Consider the following 20904-nt stretch of genomic DNA (forward strand, 5'->3'; position numbering starts at 1 on the left):
ATCTAATGCTGTTGAGGTCCTTTGGCGTCACATTCTTTAGTCCAGCAACGTTCTAAAAGTTGCAGACGCCAGATTAATACAAAGCGTTGGGGATTCAATACTAATTTAGTATCGCGACTAAATAAGGGCTGGTTCAGATACTGCCAAAGAGGAAATTTAATTTTGGTGTGTTTTGGAGTCATAAGAAGAAGAAAAATAATATAAAAGTTGTGTCTAGGAATTACCTAATACTCTTTTTCTAGTTAAAGGCTACCTTGCGTTTTTGCTATTGTCTTTGTGGCAATTGCGGAATTTCACCAAGTGAATTTATGTTGTTTACGCTTTAATACTGAAGTTGCACGCACCATTTTTCTGAATCCATATCCCGTGAAAAGTCATACCATTTCACGAAATTTCTATTACAGATACGTTAGTAAGGGCTTACACAATAAGACTTGTAATTAGTACTTACACACTCTACAAATCACCTATAATATGTGTTATGCAAAATGAACGTTTCAGGTGCTGAACACAGCCTTTATTTGGTCGCATATTGACTGTGTTGCGTGTTAGATATGGCTCAAAAGCCAAAATTACCTACAGTATGTATGTATGTATTGTAGATAAATTAAGGTGATTTATGTTACTAACTGTGGATTTACAGTCAGTTCGATTAAAAGGCTGCTTCTACAGTCATTATTGGTTCTTTAAGGAATCCATAACTGGCCCCTCGATTTTGATACTAAACGATAGTGAAATTAGCAGCAGTCAGAGTTGCCAAGATTTCATCAGTAGTAGTCACGATGATGTTATGACAGCAGAAACTCAGTTGCCTGAAGGTTAGACCACCAGACAAGCTAATTAAATTGTTGTCTTTGTAGAAGTCGGTAATAATATCAGTACCTTCTCCAAGGGCAAAGACAAATTTATCCCGGTCATTGCTAGCCTTCAGGATATCGCTCGCTACCAAGACCACCAGACAACAGGTCGTTACCATTGACGCCACAGAGGTGTCTTTGTCATTACCGGGGTGCTGTGGAATACATCGTTACCGTTGCCTTCAAGTAGGCGATCGCCTACTTGGATAGTAATATTAGCACTAAGTAAGTCGGCGCAATAAAATCAAACTGTGTGAAGAAAAGTAAATCTGTCAAGTTGCTCAAATTACCGTTAAGAAATTTTTTTTAATAACTCAAGTTGCTAATCAAAAACTACCTCTTTTTAAGTACAAAAGTTTCAAATATTTTATTTGGCTATGTTTGAGCTAAGTCCGTTTGTCTTGCTTCCTATAACCACTAATGTTGACTCCTATATCTATACCTTTAATATTGCAACTTATGTACGACAACAGCGTATAAATAAAGATAACTATGCCCAGCATCTCTAGCACTTCTTCTATAGTCGTTATGAAGACATAAACCATGTTATTGGGGGTGTAGTAATATTCATAGTATCCGCCTATCAATTCACTAACAATTGCACCTGCCACGTAGATTGTTCCAGCAATGAAAAATAAGCGTCGTGTCTTGCTAGGAAGAGTAAACACAAATCGCCCAAACACTAGCAAGAATCCGAGTACGAAGATAGCACCCACAATCACCCAAGCGTAGTACAAAAAACCACTGGTACTGAATGTACTTCGCAATGGTGTAGTTAGTCTTTCATGAAGACTGATCAATTCGTCTAAGAACAAACCAGCAAAGACTATTGATAATCCTCTCCATGCCCAGAAGTCTTTATTCTTAGTTGACTTCTGAGCTTGGAAAATGATTTCTAGCAGAATAGAACAAAATAGTAAAGCTCCTCCAGAGTAAATTGTAGGAATACTATCCTCGCTGTTGAGGTCGAATATAATTCTAAAGATATCTCTCCCAGGGAAGTCAGGTAGATAGTAGACATTGTAATTAGCAAAAAGACTGACAAGAGCCAAACATAAAATCACGCCAAGCAGGAATTTGAGGGTTTTGTTGGCAGAAAGATACACTTTGAATTGATGCGATGATTGCAACAGCAAGATCGCATCTTCTGGTTTTATCGAACTCGTTGACTCAATTACAGATATGCGATCGCTCTTACCATTGTCTGAATAAGATTGGTTTTTTAAAATTTTGCGTCGCTCTGGCAATACAACGTTTAACATGAAGTATTCAATGGTTTGCTGCTTAACAAAACCATGCATTGCCAGAATTTCTCCCAACTGTTCACCACTTAACTTTTGTGTCTTGAGTGCTGTGTCTAATTGATCTGGAGTAATTAGTTCAGCTTCAACCAAGTACGTCCCAAGCGGCTTAAGCTGAAAATTTTGCGCGTCTATTTTCCTAATCAATTAGGATCTCCTTATTTTCACTGGCTGAATGTAATAAATTTTTAAGCTTAGTCATGAAACATTACAATAATTCATGAGATCGGATTTTAATAGCTTCATAACCTTTACTTAATCATATTTTGTATATGCTAAATTCTCTACGTGTAAATTTATGCTAAAGAAAAGATGAATTTATTATGTAGATACGTCTGTTTAACCATTGCTGTTTTTTCTAAACGCATTCTTCTCAGCAAAAAAAATTAATCCACCTATCACTCTCATGTGTAGGTGGATTTATCAGATGTGCAGACATCTAGCGTGGTTGATTGTATCCCTAGCACACTGAGTAAGTAGCAAAAATGCTGCTAGAGTCGCATTGCAGGGTAATCTCCTAAGTTAGAGAGTACCAATAAAAGTTAATAATGAGTGCCGGTTTTGCGATGGTTAATGGCAGTTACAGCATCAGGCTTGAGTAATTTTCCTTCATCTACAGTTGCATACACAACCCAATGATCGCCACATTCTAGACGTTGGTTGACCGAACATTCCAAATATGCTGATGCATCAGTGAGGACGGTACAACCGTTATCTGCAACTGCTGTGCTAAAGTTGGCAAATCGATCTTCCCCAGGCGCGAAAGATTTACGGAAATGTTTCATGTAATCTTGATGATTGCCTTCAGGTAAAATATTTAAGGCAAACTTACCGCCTGGATACATCAAAGATTCGATCGCTCGCTCTTTGGCGATCGCCACTGTAATTCCGGGTGGGTTGAAGGTGGCTTGAGAAACCCAAGCGCCTAACATGGCGGTAGACACTTCTCCAAGTTTTGCTGTCACCACACAAACGGAACCAACAATCCGACCAACAGCCTGTTCCACTGGAGTCGCGGCTTGTTGGGGTACGCGTACCTTTTTAGCCTTTTTCAGTACTTGGGCAAAGTCTGTACCTAATTCTTCACAGAACTTGAGGGTAACATCATCAGGTTTAAACTTCACCTTCAAAGTGTCAAAGCCAAAGCGATATCCAGCATCCCGGAGTTTACCTTCGATTAAGTCAAAGGCTTCGCCGCTCCAGCCGTAGGAACCAAAAACTCCAGCGAGTTTACTGTTGTCACCACTCGATAACACAATCCCTAAAGCAGTATGAATCGGAGTTGGCGCATGACCACCAATAGTAGGCGAACCGATGATAAAACCCTCTGACTGTGCGAGGTTGATGCGAATTTCATCAGGGGTAGCAAATTCGCAGTTAATCGATTTAACTGCGACTCCACCTTTAGTTAATCCCAGAGCGATCGCTTGTGCTAAAGTCGCCGTATTCCCGTAAGCTGAAGCGTAAAGTAAGGCAACGGAAATTTCGCGATCGTTGTGAGAACGGCTCCACTCTGCATAAGCTTTGGTAAGTTCAATTAAGCCGGTGCGTACCAAGGGCCCGTGACCTACAGCATACATTCTCACCTGCAAATCTGATATTTTCTCCAAAGCTGCCTGCACATGAGGAGTTTGGGGAGCCATCAGGCAGTTAAAGTAGTAACGCTGGTCTTCTTTGAGCGCTTCCCAGTTATCATCAAACACATCATCACCACAAAGATGAGTTGCAAATAACTTATCTGTGTAGAGAATTTGGGTTTGCTGGTCGTAGGTACAAAGTCCTTCCGGCCAACGCGGACTCGGAGTGGGTAAGAATTTCAAAACATGACCCTTACCCAAATCCAAAGTTTCTTTCCCCCGCATCACCAAGACATTTAAATCTTGCTCTAAAAAAGCAGCACGCAAATTGTTCGCACCAGGAAGAGAACAGACAAAAGTTACCTGTGGTGCTAGTTCTAAAATTGCTTTGAGGGTTGCAACTCGATTGGGACTAAAATGACCCAAGATTATATAATCCAAACTTTGCAAATCTAAAGTCTGCCGCAATGCCTCTAAATAAATTTCGGTAAAGCTTTCTGGCGGTGGATCGATAAGTGCGGTTTTATCAGCTTCAATTAAATAGCAATTGGAGGTAGTACCTCTTTCAAGTGCGTATTCAATTTCAAACCGCAGACGTGACCAACTACGCGCTCTGATAGCCTTAGTATTGGTAGCAATTGGTAAAACTTGTACGTCGCGTGGCTTGGAATTGGTCATAGCTGTTAAAAGTTAGCGAATAGGGCATTGGGCATTGGGAATTGGGCATTGGGAATTGGGCATTGGGAACAAGGATAAATAACCCATACCCCGTACCCCATGCCCTATGCCCCGTGCCCCATGCCCAATATTTAGTAGTAATTACCTACTTTGCGATGGCGAACGGCTGTCAATCCATCGTTTTTGGAGACACGACCTTCTTGGACGGTGCAGTATAATATCCAGTGGTCGCTGCATTCCATGCTGGTCTGGATTTCACATTCCATGTATGCCAAAGCATCAGTCAGAATCGGCGAACCGTTTTTCGCGGTTTGAGTTTTTACCCCAGCAAAACGATCGGCACCAGGATGCAAGCGCTTGAGGAAATGTTTCTTGAGTTCTTGATAATTGCCTTCTTCCAAAACGTTGAGGACGAAGCGATCGCCTACTTGCATTAAGGAATCAATGGCGCGGTCTTTCGCAACGGCAATTGTAAATCCTAATGGTTGCAAACTCGCTTGCGTTACCCAGGATGCCAGCATTGCACTTGAGACATTATCTTTTTTTGTAGTGACTATATATAGTCCGCTGCTAATGCGACCTAGTGCCTTTTCCATGTTGACATCGAGGGACTTGATTTGCTTGATGTTGCGATCGCGCACTAGCAATTGTCCGATGTCTTTACCCGCTTCTTCACACAACTGGAATGTTGAGGCGGTGGGAGCCTCTTTAATCCGAATGGGTGGGAAAGCTTCTTTGATGCCAGAGTCAAGAAATTGTCTGCGGAGTGTATCAATGGGTTCATCATCCCCACCGTAGCATTCAAACAGCCCAAGAAATTGCTTGTTCTTAGCGACAGCTAGCACCGAACTGATACTAGCTTGGGCGGCGGCGGCGGTAGTCGAGGGCATACCGATAATGATCCCAGCTGCTCTCCCGGCTAGTTCTTGAATTTCTTGGCTCCCAGCAGTACTCAAATCCAGTACTTCTACGCCAACGCCAGTTTTCAGGATACCTTCGGCAATTGCGTGACCAAGGCGTTCGCCATATCCATATTCTGAGACAAAAAACAAGCCAACTGTTGTTTCTGCTTTAGCTTGTCTTTGGCTCCAATTTTCATAGCACCCGGTTAGAACATCTAAATGGTGGTATAATAACGGGCCGTGACCATTGGCGATTATATTAATCTTCCCTAGTTCGCCCATCCGCTTCATCGCATTCAGCAGCGAACGAGCGTTAGGGCCCATCAAGCAGTCGTAATAAAACCTAAAGTCCGCTTCGATCGCTTCTAAATCTTCGTCGAAGGTGCGATCGTCACAGAAGTGCATTCCAAAAGCATCACAGGTGTAGAGAATTTGGGTTTTGCGGTCAAAGCTAAAGATTGTATCCGGCCAGTGCAGGTTAGGCGCACTCACGAATTCCATTTCGTGTCCTTTGCCGATATCGATGCGATCGCCAGTTTTCACAACCCGCTTGGAAAAAGGATCGTGTACTAATCCCTCAAGGAATTGCAGTGCAACTTTTGAGGCTAAAACAGTGGCTCTAGGAGCTAACTGGAGGACATCTTCTACTAAGCCGCTATGGTCTGGCTCTGTGTGACTAACAATTATATAATCAATTGTTTTGGGGTTAACAAGACCTTTGAGAGTTTCTAAATACAGATCGCGAAACTTCTGGTGAGAAGTATCAATCAAAACTGTTTGTTCGCCCCTAATTAGATATGAATTGTAGGTTGTACCGTTTTGCAGTCCAAATTCGATATCAAAGCGATCGCGATCCCAGTCAAGAGAGCGAATCGCCGTTGTGTTAGGGGCAATTTCTACAGTTTGTATAGTTAGCCGATGTTGAACGTTCTCTGCGTGGGCCTTGCCGGTCGTAGACATCGATACCATTATTCGTCTCCGAGCGCAAATTAACAGGTTTTTCTTCTGCCCCCATTCTCTCTATTATTTTTATTTGAAGTTGTAATGAATATCAGTTTTTGAAAAATTTAACTTGTATCAATTATTGCTGTTTTTTAGCAAAAAATATGACTCAACAAATATCCTAAATAAATATTAATTTATCCCTAAGTTTCACTGAGTACTTGTTTTTGCTATTTATCTGGTTTTATCTTAATTTAAAAATATCATAATAATTATTTTTTAACTAAGAAAGCATAATTTTACCATTATTAGATTGTTGGTCTATCTACCAAGTTGAGATTACTTTTAATACTTCATATTGTCAAAGGATATGTTTATAAAGTAGAAAAATTTATGTTTTTCAGGTACTCGCTTAATTAAAAAAGTAGGAAAAGTAGGAAAGGTAGGAAAAGTAGGACAAACTTATTAGGCTGACAAAAAGGGTCGAATCGGCTGTTAACATTAGTTTATTCAATGGGTATTCAATATGTTGCCTTGATCAAAAATATGGTGCAGAGAATATAAACTTTATGTAAAGTCGATAAAAAAGATATTTTTTTGAAGATAATCAAGGCAAATTTCCAGAGACTAGTTGAATAAAAAGAAAGTAGGCTTGTATATATTTTTTTGCTCATCTAAAAGGAAACTAGCATAAAAATAATTTTTAAAGTTTCGATAAACCTCCGTAAGCATAAGAAGAATCTCAGGAATTTAATGATACAGTCCTTTATTATCGACTTTAAACATTAATCAAGATCGCGCCAACAAGTTTTTCTTGTTATAGCTATAAGCTACAGCTTTAGGCTATCAGATAAGTTTACCTATATAGGTTAATGTGTAATCTCGATGTGCCGAACTTCTTATCAAAATCCATTGTTGATGAAAAAATGCAAATTTTGATAGTTTTTCCAAGCCAATACCGATCGCGTAGTAGCCTTATAGACGCCGACATCACTAATACTTGTAGTTAAAATATTGAAAATGTATTATGAAATACCTAAGTAATTCGGTATACAGGCGTAAATAGATACAAAAATGACAAAAATTGATTTTGTAAAAGGTTATTGTTTATGGGATGCCGATTAAAAGTATTTCTCACAGAAGAAGAAAAGCTGACTTTAGAAGAATTGAGAAAAGCCAAAGATGTTCCTCAACGTACTAAGGATCGCGCTCAAGTTTTACTGCTGAATACTCGCGGCTTAAAAAATGAGCAAATTGCAAAAGGCTTGAATTGGGCGATTTCAACAGTGCGTCAAACCCTTCATCGCTGGGAAAAAATGGGTTTAGCGGGTTTATGGGATGCTCCTGGCCGAGGAGGAAAACCACGATATTCAGAATCAGATTTGGTTTATCTCGAAAATTGTTTAGCTCAAGAATCAGAGACTTATAACTCTAAACAATTAGCAAAAAAACTAGCATCTGAGCGTCAAGTAAACTTGAGTGCAGATCGACTACGACGGGTACTGAAAAAAAGAGGAAGAAGGCTTGGAAGCGCACACAAACCCAGAAACAGCGTGATTAGCTGATTACACCATCTTGGAATCGGATCGCTTGTTTCGTTTGGGTAGCGATCGCTAGATTGTGGTTGAAAACCAAGATTATACCAAGATTATATTCTTGACAAGTTCCTGCTTTTTGCAAAGATAATACTTGTTGCGCTTCTTTGTGTTATTTGGGCTTGGGCGCTGTTGAGGTATACACATTCTTGTTTAAAGTTTGCCGAGAAAATTGTAGAGACACCTTAGCGCAGCAGAATAACAGTCCAGTTTCGCATCTTTACCAAAAATTTTGGGCTTCACTGAACGGTATTGCTATTTTAGCCGTTGAACTCAAGTTAACTGTGCATTATAGAAAATTATGATGGAGTTTTCCATAAAACAAAGTCCACTTACACATTACAGTGTCAAGTGGACTTGTTAACTATTTTTAGTGGATCCGAGCAGAGTCGAACTGCTGTCCAAATTGGGTATTGACCCCCCGCTCATTCACAGGTTTAGCCTTTCTGACCCTCAAGGCGGGAATCGTTCATTATCCCGAACGTAGGATGCTCTGATTTAATCTTAGCCAGCAAGCCAACCAGAGAACGCTTGCTAGAGCATCCGTTGGGGTTTGGTCTTCAGTCCTTAACGGAGTCAAACTAAAGACGCTCGAACCTGTAAGAGGTTTTTAGGCAGCTGCTACTAGAGCAGGCTTACGAGCAAAGCTAACGATGTTATTCGCATTTACTTTTTGTTTGAGCCTTTGATTTGCGAGAGGAGACTCACTCTCGACCTGAATCACAGAGCAGCGTTCGCCAACCTGTCGAAACCGTGACGGACCCATGCGCTTCATATTTCAATTATAGTACGCGATTCTTAATTCGTAATTCGTAATTCGTAATTCGTAATTATCAAAGTCACGATATATGGCTGCCATTACTCAAAATAGCCAATCGTTAATGGTTTTAAAATTAGCGATTGGCTATTTATGACGATCCACAACAAGTATTTTTCTAAGTTAGTGCTTCAGCACCGCCCACAACTTCAAGGAGTTCTTGGGTAATTGCAGCTTGTCGAGCTTTGTTGTAGGACAGCGTGAGAGTGTTAATTAGTTCACCAGCGTTGTCACTGGCATTACTCATAGCTGTCATCCGCGCTGCTAGTTCGCTAGCTGCCGATTCTTGTAGCGCCCGCAATAGCTGGTTACTCAGATACAAGGGCAATAGAGAATCGAGAATCTGCACGGGATCTTGCTCGAAGATCATGTCAGGAGCCAACGTGCGGACTTCCTTAGTCACTTTCTCGCGTTCGACTTCAAATTTACCACCACGGGTTGTCAAGCGGAAGATTTCATCATCGCCTGCTTCTAGACCTTGGGGATCGAGGGGCAGTAAGGTTTGTACCACAGGACGGGAGCTAACTAAGGAAATGAATCTGGTATAGATTAATTCGATGCGATCGACTTCTTCTGAAAGGAACAAGGAAAGTAGTTGATCGGCGATCTGATTGGCTTCTGCTGCGGTGGGAATTTGCTCTAAGCCGCTGTAGGTGGCATCAATTGGCTGATTGCGGCGTTGAAAGTACTGTGTAGCTTTGCGTCCGACGATCACAAATTGATAGTCTAAACCTTCTGCCTGGATTTCTTTAGCGCGGTTTTCTGCACGACGGATAACGTTACTATTGTAGCCGCCGCATAGACCGCGATCGCCTGAAATTACCAATAACCCGACTGATTTAACTTGGCGTTTTTTCAGCAGTGGTAGGTTTGCTTCTTCAAAGCGCAGACGGCTTTGCAAACCATACAATACTTGTGCCAAGCGATCGGCAAAGGGGCGAGTTGCTAGCACTTGTTCTTGCGCCCGGCGCACTCTAGCCGCAGCTACCAGACGCATGGCTTCTGTAATTTTTTTGGTGTTTTTGACCGACTGAATGCGATCGCGTATTGCTTTTAGATTGGCCATATTCTTGAGTTAGGAGTTAGGAGTTAGGAGTTAGGAGTTAAGAGCTAGGAGTATTTCATTAACTTTTAACTCTTAACTCTTCACTCCTCACTTTAATTACGCTGCTGCTTTGAAGGTCTTCTTGTATTCGGTAAGTGCTTCCTTTAAAGCAGCTTCTTCTGCATCACCTAGCGCTTTGGAGGCTCTTACTCCTTCGGCGTACTTACCAGTCTTTAAGTACTCGCGCAAACCTTGGGTAAAGGTTGTGACTTTATCTACGGGAACATCATCTAAGTAACCATTGATACCAGCGTATAAAATTGCTACTTGCTCGTATACTGAGAGTGGCGAATTTTGTGGCTGCTTGAGAAGTTCGCGTAACCGTTGACCCCGTGCTAACTGGTCTTGAGTGGCTTTATCTAAGTCAGAAGCAAATTGAGCGAAGGCTTGCAGGTCGTCAAATTGGGCTAGTTCCAATTTAATCTTCCCGGCAACTTTTTTCATTGCCTTGGTTTGCGCCGCAGAACCCACGCGGGATACAGAAATACCGGGGTTCACAGCCGGACGGATACCAGCGTTGAACAAGTCAGAAGACAGGAATATCTGACCATCGGTAATGGAAATTACGTTGGTGGGGATGTATGCTGAAACGTCACCAGCTTGGGTTTCGATGATTGGTAGGGCGGTCATACTGCCTTTACCTAATTCGTCACTTAGCTTTGCTGCTCTTTCTAGCAAGCGGGAGTGAATGTAGAATACATCTCCAGGGTAAGCTTCGCGTCCGGGTGGACGACGCAGCAGTAGTGACATTTGGCGATAAGCTTGGGCTTGCTTGGAGAGATCGTCATAAATTACCAGGGTAGCTTTGCCTTTGTACATAAAGTACTCGGCAATAGTTGCGCCTGTGTAAGGAGCTAAGTATTGTAGGGTTGCTGGTTCGCTGGCGCTAGCGGTGACGACGACGGTGTAATCAAGTGCGCCTTTTTCTTGCAATGTTTGTACTACGTTGGCGACTGTGGAAGCCTTTTGACCGATCGCAACGTAGACACAAATTACATCTTCTTCTTTTTGGTTGATGATTGTGTCGATCGCGATCGCAGTTTTACCAGTTTGACGGTCGCCAATAATCAATTCCCGTTGACCGCGACCGATGGGAATCATTGAGTCAATAGCTGTAATCCCCGTTTGCATGGGTTCGTGTACTGATCGACGAGCAATGATACCGGGTGCTGGAGATTCAATCAAACGGCTGTCTGAGGATTTGATGTCTCCCTTACCATCGATGGGACGACCCAAAGCGTCTACAACTCGTCCAATTAATGCTTCTCCTACCGGAATCTGAGCAATTCTACCAGTAGCGGTTACAGAGCTACCTTCTTGAATTTCTAGCCCTTCACCCATAAGCACCGCGCCCACGTTGTCTTCTTCTAAGTTTTGGGCGATGCCAATTGTGCCATCTTCAAATTCTAAGAGTTCCCCAGCCATAGCCTTTTCCAGACCATAGATCCGGGCAATACCGTCACCTACTTGTAGGACGGTACCAACGTTAGCAACTTTGACCTCTTGATCGTATTGCTCGATTTGTTGTTGGATAATGCTGCTAATTTCGTCAGGTCTAATTGATATGCTCATGTGTCTATCTTGTTTGCTTTCGAGACGGAAAAATTCAAGAGTTAGGAGTGATGAGTTAAGAATGATGAGTTAAGAGCGATGAGTTAAAAAATCAAAGGTTAAAAGTTAAAAGTCAAAATAAATTATTGTCTACTTAACTCTTAACTCCTAACTTCTAACTCCTAACTTCTAACTCCTGTACAGACGCGATTAATCGCGTCTCTACTCCTAACTCTTAACTATTAGTTAAGCGCAATGACAGGCGGCGCAACTGACCCCGGATACTAGCGTCAATTACCTGCGAACCTACTTTAATAATCACACCACCAATTAACTCGCTGTCTACCTTGGTTTCTAGTTCTACCTGGCGAGCATTAGTTATAGCAATCACTTTTTCTGTAATTGCCTGCTGTTGAGGTTCTGTGAGGGGAACGGCTGAAATTACTTCCGCTAATACGGTTTGATTCAGCTGCCGCAACAGCGCCAGATATTGTTGAAAAATTGATTCCAAGAATGCAATGCGGCGTTTGTCTACTAATACCAACAAAAAGTTACGTAAGTAGGGGTTAGCGCCTTCACCGAGTATTTGTTTGATCAGAGCTTTTTTGTTCTCAGCCTGAATAAACGGGTTACTGAAGAAGTCATATAGCTGTTTGTCTGCCCTTAACAGCCCCAGTAAAGTACGCGCATCTTCCCCGAACTCTTCTGTCAAATTTTTCGATTGCGCTATTGACAAAAGTGCCTGTGCATAGGGTTGGGCTACTTCGGCTGTTGCTACTTGACTTGTCATACATTGCCTCCCAGTTGTGCGATGCTGCGGTCAATTAAACTTTGTTGAGCATCGTCGGCAATCCCGCCTTTGAGTTGCGATTCGACTTTTTGCAATGCTAGTGCAGCAACTCTTTGCCGCAGTTGAGCGATCGCTCGCTCTGTTTCGGTATTTAAATCTGCTGCTGCTGTTTGTTTCAAGCGTTCTACGTCTTGCGCTGCCTTCGCCAACAAGGCTTCTTTCGTCTTTTGGGCGTTTTCTGTGGCCGATTGGCGGATACGTTCTGCTTCTGCCTGAGATTGCTTCAACTGCTCTTGCGCTTGGGAAAGGGCAGTCTTTGCCTCTTTTAAGCGCCCTTCTGCTTCCTGAATTGCGGTGGCAATATTGGATTGTCGCTCGTTCAGGATATTGCTTAAAACTTTACGTCCGAAGTAGAATAAGATGCCAACCAGAATCGCTAGATTAATCAGATTGGTTTCAAAAATGTCTAGGTTTAGACCGAAACCACCTTCTGCTGCGCCTTCTGCCAATTCAGAGTGAACAGCGTTCGCTTCTGCGGCAAGTAATAAGAATGTCCCCATGATACCCATTTACAAGTGCGCTGCTCGCTTGCTAATACGTTGTATTTTTCCCAAGGGAAGGAAATTTAAGTATCTTTTCCCCGTAAGGAAATTAAGTATCTTTCCCCAGAAGGGAAAAAGTGCCTTTATTTGACACTTAAATTTTGCGCTCTGGACTAGGGCCCAGTTACGCGTATGCTTTCGCAGAGCCAGTCTAGTTAGCTTATCTAACTGGAGTTGGCCCCAATAGTTTTTCTAGAATCTGCCTGCTTAAAGCATCAACTTGTTGCTCTAAGGTGCGAAAAGCTTCTTGCTTTTGTTGTTCTATTTCAACAGAAGCTTGTTCTCGTTGAGACTGAGCTTCCTTTTGGGCTTCAGCGATTTTCTCGGCAGTAATTTTTTTAGCTTCCAGTTGAGCTGCTTCTAGAGTAGCTTGCGATTGTCTACGAGCGTCTGCGAGTTGCTGCTCATATTCGGCGGCTAAACGCTCGGCTTTTGCCAAGCTTTCTTTCGCCTCAAGGGTATTCGTTCGGATATAATTATCGCGATCGTCTAGTACCTTGGTCAGTGGCTTATAGAAAATTGCATTCAACAAAGCTGCTAGTAGCAGGAATTGCAATGCCATGAAGGGCAAGGTAGCATCGAAATCAAACATTTGTCTCCTCTTTGGCTGGAGTAGCAGTGTTCATGGCTAGCAACGTCATCCAACCTTTGATATTTTAGAGACCCATAGCCAACAAGGGTCAACTGAACATTATAACTATTGAGATACCTAAAACATTTCGATTGTAGAGGCGTGATGGTTCACGTCTCCACACTCACAAAAATTTCAGGTATTAGCCGAAAGGATTAGCAAACAGCAATACCAGGGCAATTACTAGACCATAGATAGTCAAGGATTCCATGAATGCCAAGGTTAATAGCAGAGTACCGCGAATTTTTCCTTCTGCTTCAGGTTGACGAGCAATACCTTCTACTGCTTGTCCAGCAGCGTTTCCTTGACCAATACCAGGGCCAATTGCAGCTAAACCAATCGCTAAAGCAGCAGCGAGAACTGAAGCAGCCTGAACTAATGGATCCATGTTGATTTTCCTTGCTTTGATTACAAAACTAACAAAAGTGCGTTAACGATTAGAAACGTGATTTTCACGCTGCACAGGAGTTCTTTGATCGCGCTTTGCGATGTTTTGAGCGAATATGCTCTTCTTGACTGTGCTATCAACTGAGAAGTTTAATGCTCCTCATGTCCTTCTTCACCATGCCCCTCCATTGCCTCATGAATGTATGCTCCGGCTAGGGTGGCAAAAACCAGGGCTTGAATGGCACTGGTAAATAAACCCAAGGCCATTACAGGCAGAGGTACAAATAGAGGAACTAGCAGCACCAGCACCGCTACTACCAATTCATCCGCCAAAATATTACCAAATAGTCGGAAGCTTAGGGAGAGGGGCTTGGTGAAATCTTCGAGAATTGCGATCGGCAACAAAACAGGTGTTGGCTCTATATATTTCTTAAAGTAACCTAAACCCCGTTTGCTAAAACCTGCGTAAAAGTACGCTAAGGAGGTCAGCAATGCCAATGCGACAGTCGTATTGATGTCATTGGTGGGAGCTGCCAATTCGCCCGAAGGTAGCTTGATGAGCTTCCAGGGAATTAGCGCACCTGACCAGTTCGATACGAAAATAAACAAGAACAATGTGCCAATAAATGGCACCCAAGGGCGGTACTCTTTCTCACCAAGTTGGTTTTTGGCCAGATCGCGAATAAATTCTAGGGCATATTCCATCAAATTTTGGATGCCCTTGGGAATTCTTTGTGCGTTGCGAGTAGCAGCAATTGAAGCCACTACTAGAATACTAATCACAAACCATGAGGTGAGAAAAACTTGCCCATGAATTTTAAGATTGCCCAACTGCCAGTAGAAATGATGACCTACTTCTAATTCGGCGAGGGGAAAAGAATTAAAGGCGTTTAAGACACTAAGCATTTGCATTCTTCAAGCATTTTCCCCAACGAGCGAGGATGGGATTACTATCTTTGTGAGCCTGACTTTTTAAGAATCAGGAATGAACGCAATTTGCACCATATAGACGAGGAGCGTGGCTTTGTAAGTTAGAAATCCCAAAAAAATGGGCAAAATCTGTAGCTCACGCCATCGAGTTGCCACGATCATGACTCCAATAAACAGAGCAAAACGAGTTTTGCTCAGACTGGTTTTTTCACTACCAAGCTGCTCAACATCTCTTGCCAACATTTTTAAGTAAACCACACCTGTACACGCCCCAATTAAATAATTTAGGGCAATGTTTAAGGAATAAAAAATCCACACAGAGATAAAAATAACCCCCGTCAAGACAAGCGTGATTACCAATAATCGCTGAAAGAGTTGATAGAACTCTTGCATGGAGTTACCTGATTCTGTGTCTTCAGAACCAGTTTTAGCATCTTGTTGCGTTGTCGGAGTGGGCGCAATTGATTCGTCAGACAAGCTCACGGGACTTGAAACCAGTACAGTTAAATATGATGACTGCACATTCAGTCAGCTGAATCATATCACGATCCAGTAACAATACTTTAGGAAAAAACAATTAACTTCTTGTCAACATCAGGCAGTAAGTACCGACGGACTAAAGCCTACAGCAATTTTATTAAGTTCACGTTGCCGGAATTGGTGAAAAAGTAAAGGTTTTATAGCCTATTTGTCAACTGAGGGCAGGCAAGATGCCCGCCCCCACAAGAGTTTTGGGTTGAATATACCTCGATTAAATTATTTTGGCAGTCCGTAGACCGAACAGCAATCCTACAGATAAGCCAAAGAATAAACCCAAGAAGACGATATAAGATACAATTGCAAACATTTATTGCTCTCCAGAATACTTCCTAAATCTATTGAATCATTAGTTGTTGGGTATTGGGCATGGGTATGGGACATTGGGCATAGGGCATGAGGGTAGAGGAAAAATACTTACTAAAACTTCTTTGCTGCTTGCCTGCTTCTTAGCAATCTCCTATGCCCAATGCCCTATGCCCATTTTGTAGATTGCGATACAATACAGCCCACAAGCGCTTGTTTGGGGTTGGGCAATGACTTCTGTAATTAATGTAAATTTACCAGAGCAGTCTTATGAGATTGCGATAACTTCTCTTCTCCTGTCGGAGACGCTGCACGAACGAGACGCTACGCGAACGTCGAGCGACGCTAACGCACCTTCGAGTTTAGATCGACTGGGTCAACAGATGTCCAGTCTCAATTTAGGCAAAAAGGTACTGCTAGTTTCTAATCCGACGATTTTTAAGCATTTTGGCGAAAGAGCAATTACATCCCTAAAATCTGCTGGATTTGAAGTTGCTAGCTGCAATCTACCACCTGGTGAACGCTACAAAACCCTCAATTCCATCCAAAAAATCTACGATGTAGCCTTGGAAAACCGCCTAGAACGTTCTTCTACGATGGTGGCTTTGGGCGGAGGTGTAATTGGCGATATGACTGGCTTTGCGGCTGCAACTTGGCTACGTGGTATTAATGTTGTCCAAGTGCCTACCTCTTTGTTGGCGATGGTAGATTCGGCAATTGGTGGCAAAACTGGCGTGAATCATCCCCACGGTAAAAACTTAATTGGGGCATTCCATCAACCGCGTTTGGTTTTAATTGACCCAGATGTGTTAAAAACTCTCCCTATGCGTGAGTTTCGGGCAGGAATGGCAGAAGTTATTAAGTACGGCGTGATTTGGGATGCCGAATTGTTTGCCCAGTTGGAAGCAAGTAAACGCCTCGACCAACTCCGGTATGTAAAACCTGACCTGATAACCAGCATATTAACACGCTCTTGTCAAGCTAAAGCTGATGTTGTTAGCAAAGATGAGAAAGAAGGCGGATTACGGGCGATTCTCAACTATGGACATACCATCGGTCATACAGTGGAAAGTTTGACTGGTTATCGTTTAGTGAATCATGGTGAAGCGGTGGCTATTGGTATGGTGGCAGCCGGTCAAATTGCTGTGGATTTAGGATTGTGGCAAAAAGAAGATACAGAACGTCAAAATGCTTTAATTCAAAAAGCGGGTTTACCAACTCAGTTGCCAGATGGAGTAGATATTGAAGCAATTATTGAGGCGTTGCAGTTAGATAAGAAAGTCAAAGCAGGAAAAGTTCGGTTTGTTTTACCAACGGAAATTGGTGTAGTAAAAATTACCGATGAAGTGCCATCGGACATTATTCGGCAAGTTTTGCGAGGAATGTGAACAATTTGAAGAAGAATTCAGGTGTCAGAATAAAAGTTAGTTGCTCTGTTCTTCAATTACGAATTAATGAGTCATGATACTCCAAGCCAAAAATCAATTAACTTTGCAAGAGTTCCTAAATCTTCCACCAGGCGAGGGAGATATTACCTACGAACTTGTTGATGGTCAGGCAATTCCTAAAATGTCACCAAAAAAATTCCACTCTAAACTTACTCGTGCCCTTCTGAATTTGATTGAGCAATGCTGTCAGGGGAAAGGAGAAGTTTGCCCAGAATTAGCTGTTGCATTAACTCGTCGAGGGCGAGATTGGATGCCAATACCGGATATTTTATATATTTCTAATGAACGTTTACCCCCTGATTGGGATAAAGAAGGAGCATGTTCTGTTCCTCCTGATTTGGTGATTGAGATTATTTCCTCAGGGCAAACCTTTGGACAAATGGCGGCTAAAGCCAAAGACTATTTGGATGCTAAGGTGCTGCGGGTATGGGTATTAGATAGTAAAGCTAGAAGCATTACTGTTTTTTATCCAGATGCAGCGCCACAAACTTATATGGGAGAAGAACTACTCACAGATTCTTTGTTTGAAAAACTGCAATTTACTGTTGAGCAGGTGTTTCAAAAGGCGAAAATACCATTAGCTATTGAATAGTACAATTCTCTTGCTTTCAACATCCATCAAAATTTTAAGTAGGGAAGGTTTGTCTAACTTTAACCAGTTGCTTGAGCAACTTATCTGGTTAATTTAGATAGTAGCTGTATTTACGCTGTACTGTACTAATAGTTTAGCTGATTAATTGATAATTCATCCATTTGTAGGAGGTAATTAGCAAGGGAATAAGTCTACTTTATTTATAATCAGACCAACACTAATATGGTTGGAAACTGTCTTCACGTAACCGATCTATCAACTATGTTAAACCTAATAGTTACCGGATGTATAAAAATAAAACCTTTGGTGCTTTCAACAGCTTTTTTACTGGCTGTACAGACTTCTGCCAATGCTGAACAAGCAGTTCCTAGTTTGACTCCAAGACAAGCTCAACATTTATCCCGTGACTTGGTTCCATATAATTCTCAAGAATTTTTTAGACAAGGAAAAGATTCAATTGAGAGAGAAATTCAAATTCTTAATCAAAGGCAACAGCGCCCAATTAAACCTATTCTTAAGATTGATTCAGTACCGCAAAGCAAAAGACCACATATTCAGCAAAAACCCCAACGTCTTATCTAAGTAAGAATCATCCCTCTTCTATGGCTTTTGCTTGTCTTGTTAATTATTAAGCTGTAGCACATAAGCTACATTCCCAGACATCACAATCACTATGCTTTGCTTTTGAATAACAGAAATTTTGTATTTACAATAAACTTTGCAACAAAAGTTTACAATCTTATTCGTCTAGCAAACTCATCAACGCTTGAATTTCAGCGTCTTGCTCTTGCGGCTCTGATAATTGAGACTGTAGCTTTAATAACTGACTCTGTAATTCTTCTGCAACATGAAGCATCTCAGCTTCTTGTGCAATTTTTAGCTGATTTTCTTTAATTTTGATTTGTTTAAGCAAGTCATTTTCAACATGAATTGAGTTGTAATGTTGAGCAATCATAGCTTTACATTTCTTATCAATCTATGGAGTGCAATTAAATTTTCCACTTATGTATTATTCCACACTTTTGTCATTTTTTAAATATCTGGCGATTTAATCTCGATCGTTCATAGTTTTTAGTCTGTTCTTTTCTGAAAATTTTGGGAATATTGACTTCAGGTATTTCCAGTTAAAAAACATCTTATCTTAGGGATGCGCAGATGTGCGCCCATAATACAAATGTACGAATAATTTGGGATAATTTCTTTTTTGGAAGTTACTAATATAGAAATTGTCATCGTGAGGGCATATAGCTAGCTGTGCCAGTTTACCTCTTTAGCATATTTATATATATTTTTATCGGCTTTTGTAAAAATGAAAATCATGAAATAAAATTGGCTGACTTAGGGCAAATCTTTAGACAACACATATTAGATTTTTGGTTAATTTTCCAGGTATTGTAGATATGTTAAATATTATTTTGGGCAGTATGGACTTAAAGTTTATCAAGAAAAAGATTTTTATCTTTATAAAAATTATATCTACAGCGCTGATAACAAGCGCAATTGGATTGGAATCGTGGAATATTTATGCACTAATAACTAACATTCATGTCCCAAGCAGCTTTCATCCAATTTTTTGGATTGAGCGTTTTGCGATGATATGCCATTTTATTGAAAGTATTATAGCAGCTTTTTATGCACCTTCAAGACAAAAGATGCCAATAAAATATGCTATTTATACTTTTTTTGTCGGCACAATTGGGTTGTTAGAATTATTTGGCCAGGAGGATGACTGTTAACGCTTCTACGCCTTGAAGGTATGGGTTTTTGGATAGGAATGTACGTTATGCGATCGCACCCTACGCAAAAAAATAGTAATTAAATATACCCTTACTGGCAAAAATTGTCTGCGGGAGTTTTCCTGTGAATATAGGTAACTAATGAATCTGACACTCAAAAGGGAGTATAGTTTGTATAGTTAGTTTTTTGCTGAAATTTAGTTTGCCACTAAGGAATTAAAAAATGTCTACTGATACTGACATAGTTACTTACGTTGAAGAAAGTGAATTTGATGTTGTTTTAAATGGAAGTGAAGAGAAAGTTGTTGTTGTTGATTTTACTGCTACTTGGTGTGGCCCCTGTCGCCTAGTCAGTCCGTTAATGGATCAACTTGCCGAAGAATACAAAGGTCGTGCTAAAGTCGTTAAGGTAGATGTTGACAGGAATAAGCCCGTTTTCAAAAAATTCGATCTTCGCAGTATTCCAGCAGTTTTAATTTTTAAAGATGGTATTTTAGCAGAAACTATAGTAGGGGTTTCTCCTTACGAAGACTTTAGCAACGCTGTTCAGAAGCTTGTTTAGCTAATTCGTAATGACGCTCCTGCGGAGGCTCGAGTACTCGCTACCGCAACGCTTTCGCTTGCCGCCGGCGCTAACGTAATTCGTAGAGAATATCATTAGGGATTACGAATTATTTTAATCATTTACTTTTCGCCTATAATGTGCTTGAAGTAAACCACTTGGATATTGTTGTGAGTTAATCAGCTCCAATTTTTCTTCACGGTTAGATGGTGGAAAAAGATGTATACCGCCACCTAAGATAATTGGAATCGTTGAAATAATATATTCGTCAATCAAGCTGTGCTGAAGAAACGAATTGATTAATTCTCCGCCACCAACTAGCCAGATATTTTTAAAACCTTGAGCCTCTATATCTGCTAACGCCTGTTTTACTGGGTCAGAAAAAAATACAACGTCCTCACGATCGGATTGGAAATTACGCTGGGTGAATACGAAGGATTTTTTTTCTGGATAAGGCCATCGATCAAAACCCAGCCCTACTTCATAGGTTTTGCTACCCAAGGCGATCGCATCAATCGATCCGTAAAAATCAGTGTAACCGTAATCTTCACCTTCTGTATCAAGGATTGATAGCCACTCAATTTTGCCATCGCTGCGAGCAATGTAGCCATCCAAACTAGCTGCAATGTAGAGTGTAACTTTCGTCATTGTGCTTCTCTCTTTGGTAGTTTTCACTCAATGAGTCCAAGCGAACGCCTTTCTACAGCATTTTAGCCCTTGATGGTTTATATCACAAAAGAGCAATCGCTTACCCAATTACTTACGTTTTTTGATTATGCGATTTAAATCGACCTGCAATAAATTCTCGCTGAGATAAATGCTTTGTATTGCGTTTAGTGACCCGTTCTCGCCACATCTTAAAACTAGATTCTTTCATTTCGCGCCTCATTAGGGCGATTACCTCTTTTTCCAATAGCCCAAACTGAGCTTCAATCGCATCAAAAGATGTTCTATCTTCCCATGCCATTTCAATGATGCGATCGATGGTTTGTGAATCGAGGTTAGGGAGCTTCATTTTTTTTGCTGGCAATTAGTAAATTTGAGCTATATATCTATAT

At 41.3% G+C, this 20904-nt stretch carries 23 protein-coding genes and 1 other RNA gene; 6 read left to right on the forward strand and 18 right to left on the reverse strand.

All coding sequences use genetic code 11. The features are described 5' to 3' along the window. Nucleotides 1–2 precede the first annotated feature (2 nt). From RMY32_RS27945 to RMY32_RS27965, 5 genes are all read right to left on the reverse strand, one after another. A complete protein-coding gene (locus RMY32_RS27945; RefSeq protein ID WP_292785777.1) occupies nt 3–182 on the reverse strand; it encodes a hypothetical protein in 180 nt (59 codons plus the stop codon). A gap of 539 nt (nt 183–721) precedes the next feature. After that, nucleotides 722–976: a hypothetical protein gene (locus RMY32_RS27950; RefSeq protein ID WP_322715093.1), complete on the reverse strand. Its 255-nt coding sequence runs from the start codon at nt 974–976 to the stop codon at nt 722–724. Nucleotides 977–1243: 267 nt separating this feature from the next. After that, a complete protein-coding gene (locus tag RMY32_RS27955) occupies nt 1244–2305 on the reverse strand; it encodes a hypothetical protein (RefSeq protein ID WP_322715094.1) in 1062 nt (353 codons plus the stop codon). A gap of 395 nt (nt 2306–2700) precedes the next feature. Then, entirely contained in the window at nt 2701–4413 is a 1713-nt protein-coding gene (locus tag RMY32_RS27960) for a diflavin flavoprotein (RefSeq protein ID WP_322715095.1), read from the reverse strand. Nucleotides 4414–4544: 131 nt separating this feature from the next. Continuing rightward, entirely contained in the window at nt 4545–6284 is a 1740-nt protein-coding gene (locus tag RMY32_RS27965; RefSeq protein WP_322696105.1) for a diflavin flavoprotein, read from the reverse strand. A 1082-nt stretch (nt 6285–7366) separates the two neighbouring features. Here RMY32_RS27965 and RMY32_RS27970 point away from each other — a divergent pair. Next, entirely contained in the window at nt 7367–7822 is a 456-nt protein-coding gene (locus RMY32_RS27970) for a helix-turn-helix domain-containing protein (RefSeq protein ID WP_322674311.1), read from the forward strand. 401 nt (nt 7823–8223) lie between these two features. Here RMY32_RS27970 and ssrA read toward each other — a convergent pair. The 10 genes from ssrA to petL form a co-directional block, all read right to left on the reverse strand. After that, nucleotides 8224–8616, reverse strand: a transfer-messenger RNA (tmRNA) gene (gene ssrA / locus RMY32_RS27975). 171 nt (nt 8617–8787) lie between these two features. Further along, nucleotides 8788–9735 (reverse strand): F0F1 ATP synthase subunit gamma, encoded by a 948-nt coding sequence (locus RMY32_RS27980; protein ID WP_322696106.1) that lies wholly within the window; start codon nt 9733–9735, stop codon nt 8788–8790. Between the two features lie 96 nt (nt 9736–9831). Further along, nucleotides 9832–11346, reverse strand: a complete 1515-nt coding sequence (gene atpA, locus RMY32_RS27985; protein ID WP_322696107.1) for a F0F1 ATP synthase subunit alpha — start codon at nt 11344–11346, stop codon at nt 9832–9834. A gap of 214 nt (nt 11347–11560) precedes the next feature. Then, nucleotides 11561–12115, reverse strand: coding sequence for an ATP synthase F1 subunit delta (gene atpH / locus RMY32_RS27990; protein ID WP_322715097.1), 555 nt, complete (start codon nt 12113–12115; stop codon nt 11561–11563). Continuing rightward, nucleotides 12112–12684 carry a F0F1 ATP synthase subunit B gene (locus RMY32_RS27995; RefSeq protein WP_322674307.1) on the reverse strand — a complete coding sequence of 191 codons (573 nt, stop codon included), beginning with the start codon at nt 12682–12684 and terminating at the stop codon, nt 12112–12114. The genes atpH and RMY32_RS27995 overlap by 4 nt, the downstream gene beginning before the upstream one ends. A gap of 193 nt (nt 12685–12877) precedes the next feature. Beyond that, the gene (locus RMY32_RS28000; RefSeq protein WP_322715098.1) at nt 12878–13309 is read right to left on the reverse strand and encodes a F0F1 ATP synthase subunit B'; all 432 of its coding nucleotides are present in this window, start codon (nt 13307–13309) and stop codon (nt 12878–12880) included. A 181-nt stretch (nt 13310–13490) separates the two neighbouring features. Beyond that, nucleotides 13491–13736 (reverse strand): ATP synthase F0 subunit C, encoded by a 246-nt coding sequence (atpE, locus tag RMY32_RS28005; protein WP_012411162.1) that lies wholly within the window; start codon nt 13734–13736, stop codon nt 13491–13493. Nucleotides 13737–13885: 149 nt separating this feature from the next. After that, the gene (gene atpB / locus RMY32_RS28010) at nt 13886–14647 is read right to left on the reverse strand and encodes a F0F1 ATP synthase subunit A (RefSeq protein WP_322652708.1); all 762 of its coding nucleotides are present in this window, start codon (nt 14645–14647) and stop codon (nt 13886–13888) included. Between the two features lie 60 nt (nt 14648–14707). Continuing rightward, nucleotides 14708–15148 carry an ATP synthase subunit I gene (locus RMY32_RS28015; RefSeq protein ID WP_292873069.1) on the reverse strand — a complete coding sequence of 147 codons (441 nt, stop codon included), beginning with the start codon at nt 15146–15148 and terminating at the stop codon, nt 14708–14710. A gap of 268 nt (nt 15149–15416) precedes the next feature. Beyond that, on the reverse strand, nt 15417–15512 hold the full coding sequence (petL, locus tag RMY32_RS28020) for a cytochrome b6-f complex subunit PetL (RefSeq protein WP_099101760.1): 96 nt from the start codon (nt 15510–15512) through the stop codon (nt 15417–15419). 226 nt (nt 15513–15738) lie between these two features. Here petL and aroB point away from each other — a divergent pair, with 226 nt between their 5' ends. The 3 genes from aroB to RMY32_RS28035 all read left to right on the forward strand — a co-directional run bounded on the left by aroB (nt 15739) and on the right by RMY32_RS28035 (nt 18130). Beyond that, the gene (gene aroB / locus RMY32_RS28025) at nt 15739–16896 is read left to right on the forward strand and encodes a 3-dehydroquinate synthase (RefSeq protein ID WP_322715099.1); all 1158 of its coding nucleotides are present in this window, start codon (nt 15739–15741) and stop codon (nt 16894–16896) included. 73 nt (nt 16897–16969) lie between these two features. Next, nucleotides 16970–17548 carry a Uma2 family endonuclease gene (locus RMY32_RS28030; protein WP_322715100.1) on the forward strand — a complete coding sequence of 193 codons (579 nt, stop codon included), beginning with the start codon at nt 16970–16972 and terminating at the stop codon, nt 17546–17548. A gap of 261 nt (nt 17549–17809) precedes the next feature. Beyond that, nucleotides 17810–18130, forward strand: coding sequence for a hypothetical protein (locus RMY32_RS28035; RefSeq protein WP_322715101.1), 321 nt, complete (start codon nt 17810–17812; stop codon nt 18128–18130). A 157-nt stretch (nt 18131–18287) separates the two neighbouring features. On the opposite strand, the gene RMY32_RS28040 is transcribed toward RMY32_RS28035, so the two are convergent. Continuing rightward, the gene (locus RMY32_RS28040) at nt 18288–18503 is read right to left on the reverse strand and encodes a hypothetical protein (RefSeq protein WP_322715102.1); all 216 of its coding nucleotides are present in this window, start codon (nt 18501–18503) and stop codon (nt 18288–18290) included. Between the two features lie 445 nt (nt 18504–18948). Here RMY32_RS28040 and RMY32_RS28045 point away from each other — a divergent pair, with 445 nt between their 5' ends. Together RMY32_RS28045 and trxA are read left to right on the forward strand one after the other, a co-directional pair. Beyond that, the gene (locus RMY32_RS28045) at nt 18949–19284 is read left to right on the forward strand and encodes a hypothetical protein (RefSeq protein ID WP_409884159.1); all 336 of its coding nucleotides are present in this window, start codon (nt 18949–18951) and stop codon (nt 19282–19284) included. 223 nt (nt 19285–19507) lie between these two features. Beyond that, entirely contained in the window at nt 19508–19846 is a 339-nt protein-coding gene (gene trxA / locus RMY32_RS28050) for a thioredoxin (protein WP_322715103.1), read from the forward strand. A 114-nt stretch (nt 19847–19960) separates the two neighbouring features. On the opposite strand, the gene RMY32_RS28055 is transcribed toward trxA, so the two are convergent. Next, nucleotides 19961–20494: a dihydrofolate reductase family protein gene (locus tag RMY32_RS28055; protein ID WP_322715104.1), complete on the reverse strand. Its 534-nt coding sequence runs from the start codon at nt 20492–20494 to the stop codon at nt 19961–19963. Nucleotides 20495–20606: 112 nt separating this feature from the next. Next, a complete protein-coding gene (locus RMY32_RS28060) occupies nt 20607–20861 on the reverse strand; it encodes a TIGR03643 family protein (RefSeq protein ID WP_322715105.1) in 255 nt (84 codons plus the stop codon). Nucleotides 20862–20904: the final 43 nt, after the last annotated feature.

The organism is Nostoc sp. ChiSLP03a (assembly GCF_034531215.2).
In the GTDB taxonomy this organism is placed as follows: Bacteria; Cyanobacteriota; Cyanobacteriia; order Cyanobacteriales; family Nostocaceae; genus Nostoc.

Excerpts from the sequence above, each read along its gene's own strand:
- RMY32_RS27945 (WP_292785777.1), bottom strand. The coding sequence starts at position 182 with ATGACTCCAAAACACACCAAAATTAAATTTCCTCTTTGGCAGTATCTG.
- RMY32_RS27950 (WP_322715093.1), bottom strand. The coding sequence starts at position 976 with ATGGTAACGACCTGTTGTCTGGTGGTCTTGGTAGCGAGCGATATCCTG.
- RMY32_RS27960 (WP_322715095.1), bottom strand. The coding sequence starts at position 4,413 with ATGACCAATTCCAAGCCACGCGACGTACAAGTTTTACCAATTGCTACC.
- RMY32_RS27965 (WP_322696105.1), bottom strand. The coding sequence starts at position 6,284 with ATGGTATCGATGTCTACGACCGGCAAGGCCCACGCAGAGAACGTTCAA.
- RMY32_RS27970 (WP_322674311.1), top strand. The coding sequence starts at position 7,367 with ATGGGATGCCGATTAAAAGTATTTCTCACAGAAGAAGAAAAGCTGACT.
- RMY32_RS27980 (WP_322696106.1), bottom strand. The coding sequence starts at position 9,735 with ATGGCCAATCTAAAAGCAATACGCGATCGCATTCAGTCGGTCAAAAAC.
- atpA (WP_322696107.1), bottom strand. The coding sequence starts at position 11,346 with ATGAGCATATCAATTAGACCTGACGAAATTAGCAGCATTATCCAACAA.
- atpH (WP_322715097.1), bottom strand. The coding sequence starts at position 12,115 with ATGACAAGTCAAGTAGCAACAGCCGAAGTAGCCCAACCCTATGCACAG.
- RMY32_RS27995 (WP_322674307.1), bottom strand. The coding sequence starts at position 12,684 with ATGGGTATCATGGGGACATTCTTATTACTTGCCGCAGAAGCGAACGCT.
- RMY32_RS28000 (WP_322715098.1), bottom strand. The coding sequence starts at position 13,309 with ATGTTTGATTTCGATGCTACCTTGCCCTTCATGGCATTGCAATTCCTG.
- atpE (WP_012411162.1), bottom strand. The coding sequence starts at position 13,736 with ATGGATCCATTAGTTCAGGCTGCTTCAGTTCTCGCTGCTGCTTTAGCG.
- atpB (WP_322652708.1), bottom strand. The coding sequence starts at position 14,647 with ATGCAAATGCTTAGTGTCTTAAACGCCTTTAATTCTTTTCCCCTCGCC.
- petL (WP_099101760.1), bottom strand. The coding sequence starts at position 15,512 with ATGTTTGCAATTGTATCTTATATCGTCTTCTTGGGTTTATTCTTTGGC.
- aroB (WP_322715099.1), top strand. The coding sequence starts at position 15,739 with ATGACTTCTGTAATTAATGTAAATTTACCAGAGCAGTCTTATGAGATT.
- RMY32_RS28030 (WP_322715100.1), top strand. The coding sequence starts at position 16,970 with ATGATACTCCAAGCCAAAAATCAATTAACTTTGCAAGAGTTCCTAAAT.
- RMY32_RS28035 (WP_322715101.1), top strand. The coding sequence starts at position 17,810 with ATGTTAAACCTAATAGTTACCGGATGTATAAAAATAAAACCTTTGGTG.
- RMY32_RS28040 (WP_322715102.1), bottom strand. The coding sequence starts at position 18,503 with ATGATTGCTCAACATTACAACTCAATTCATGTTGAAAATGACTTGCTT.
- RMY32_RS28045 (WP_409884159.1), top strand. The coding sequence starts at position 18,949 with ATGTTAAATATTATTTTGGGCAGTATGGACTTAAAGTTTATCAAGAAA.
- trxA (WP_322715103.1), top strand. The coding sequence starts at position 19,508 with ATGTCTACTGATACTGACATAGTTACTTACGTTGAAGAAAGTGAATTT.
- RMY32_RS28055 (WP_322715104.1), bottom strand. The coding sequence starts at position 20,494 with ATGACGAAAGTTACACTCTACATTGCAGCTAGTTTGGATGGCTACATT.
- RMY32_RS28060 (WP_322715105.1), bottom strand. The coding sequence starts at position 20,861 with ATGAAGCTCCCTAACCTCGATTCACAAACCATCGATCGCATCATTGAA.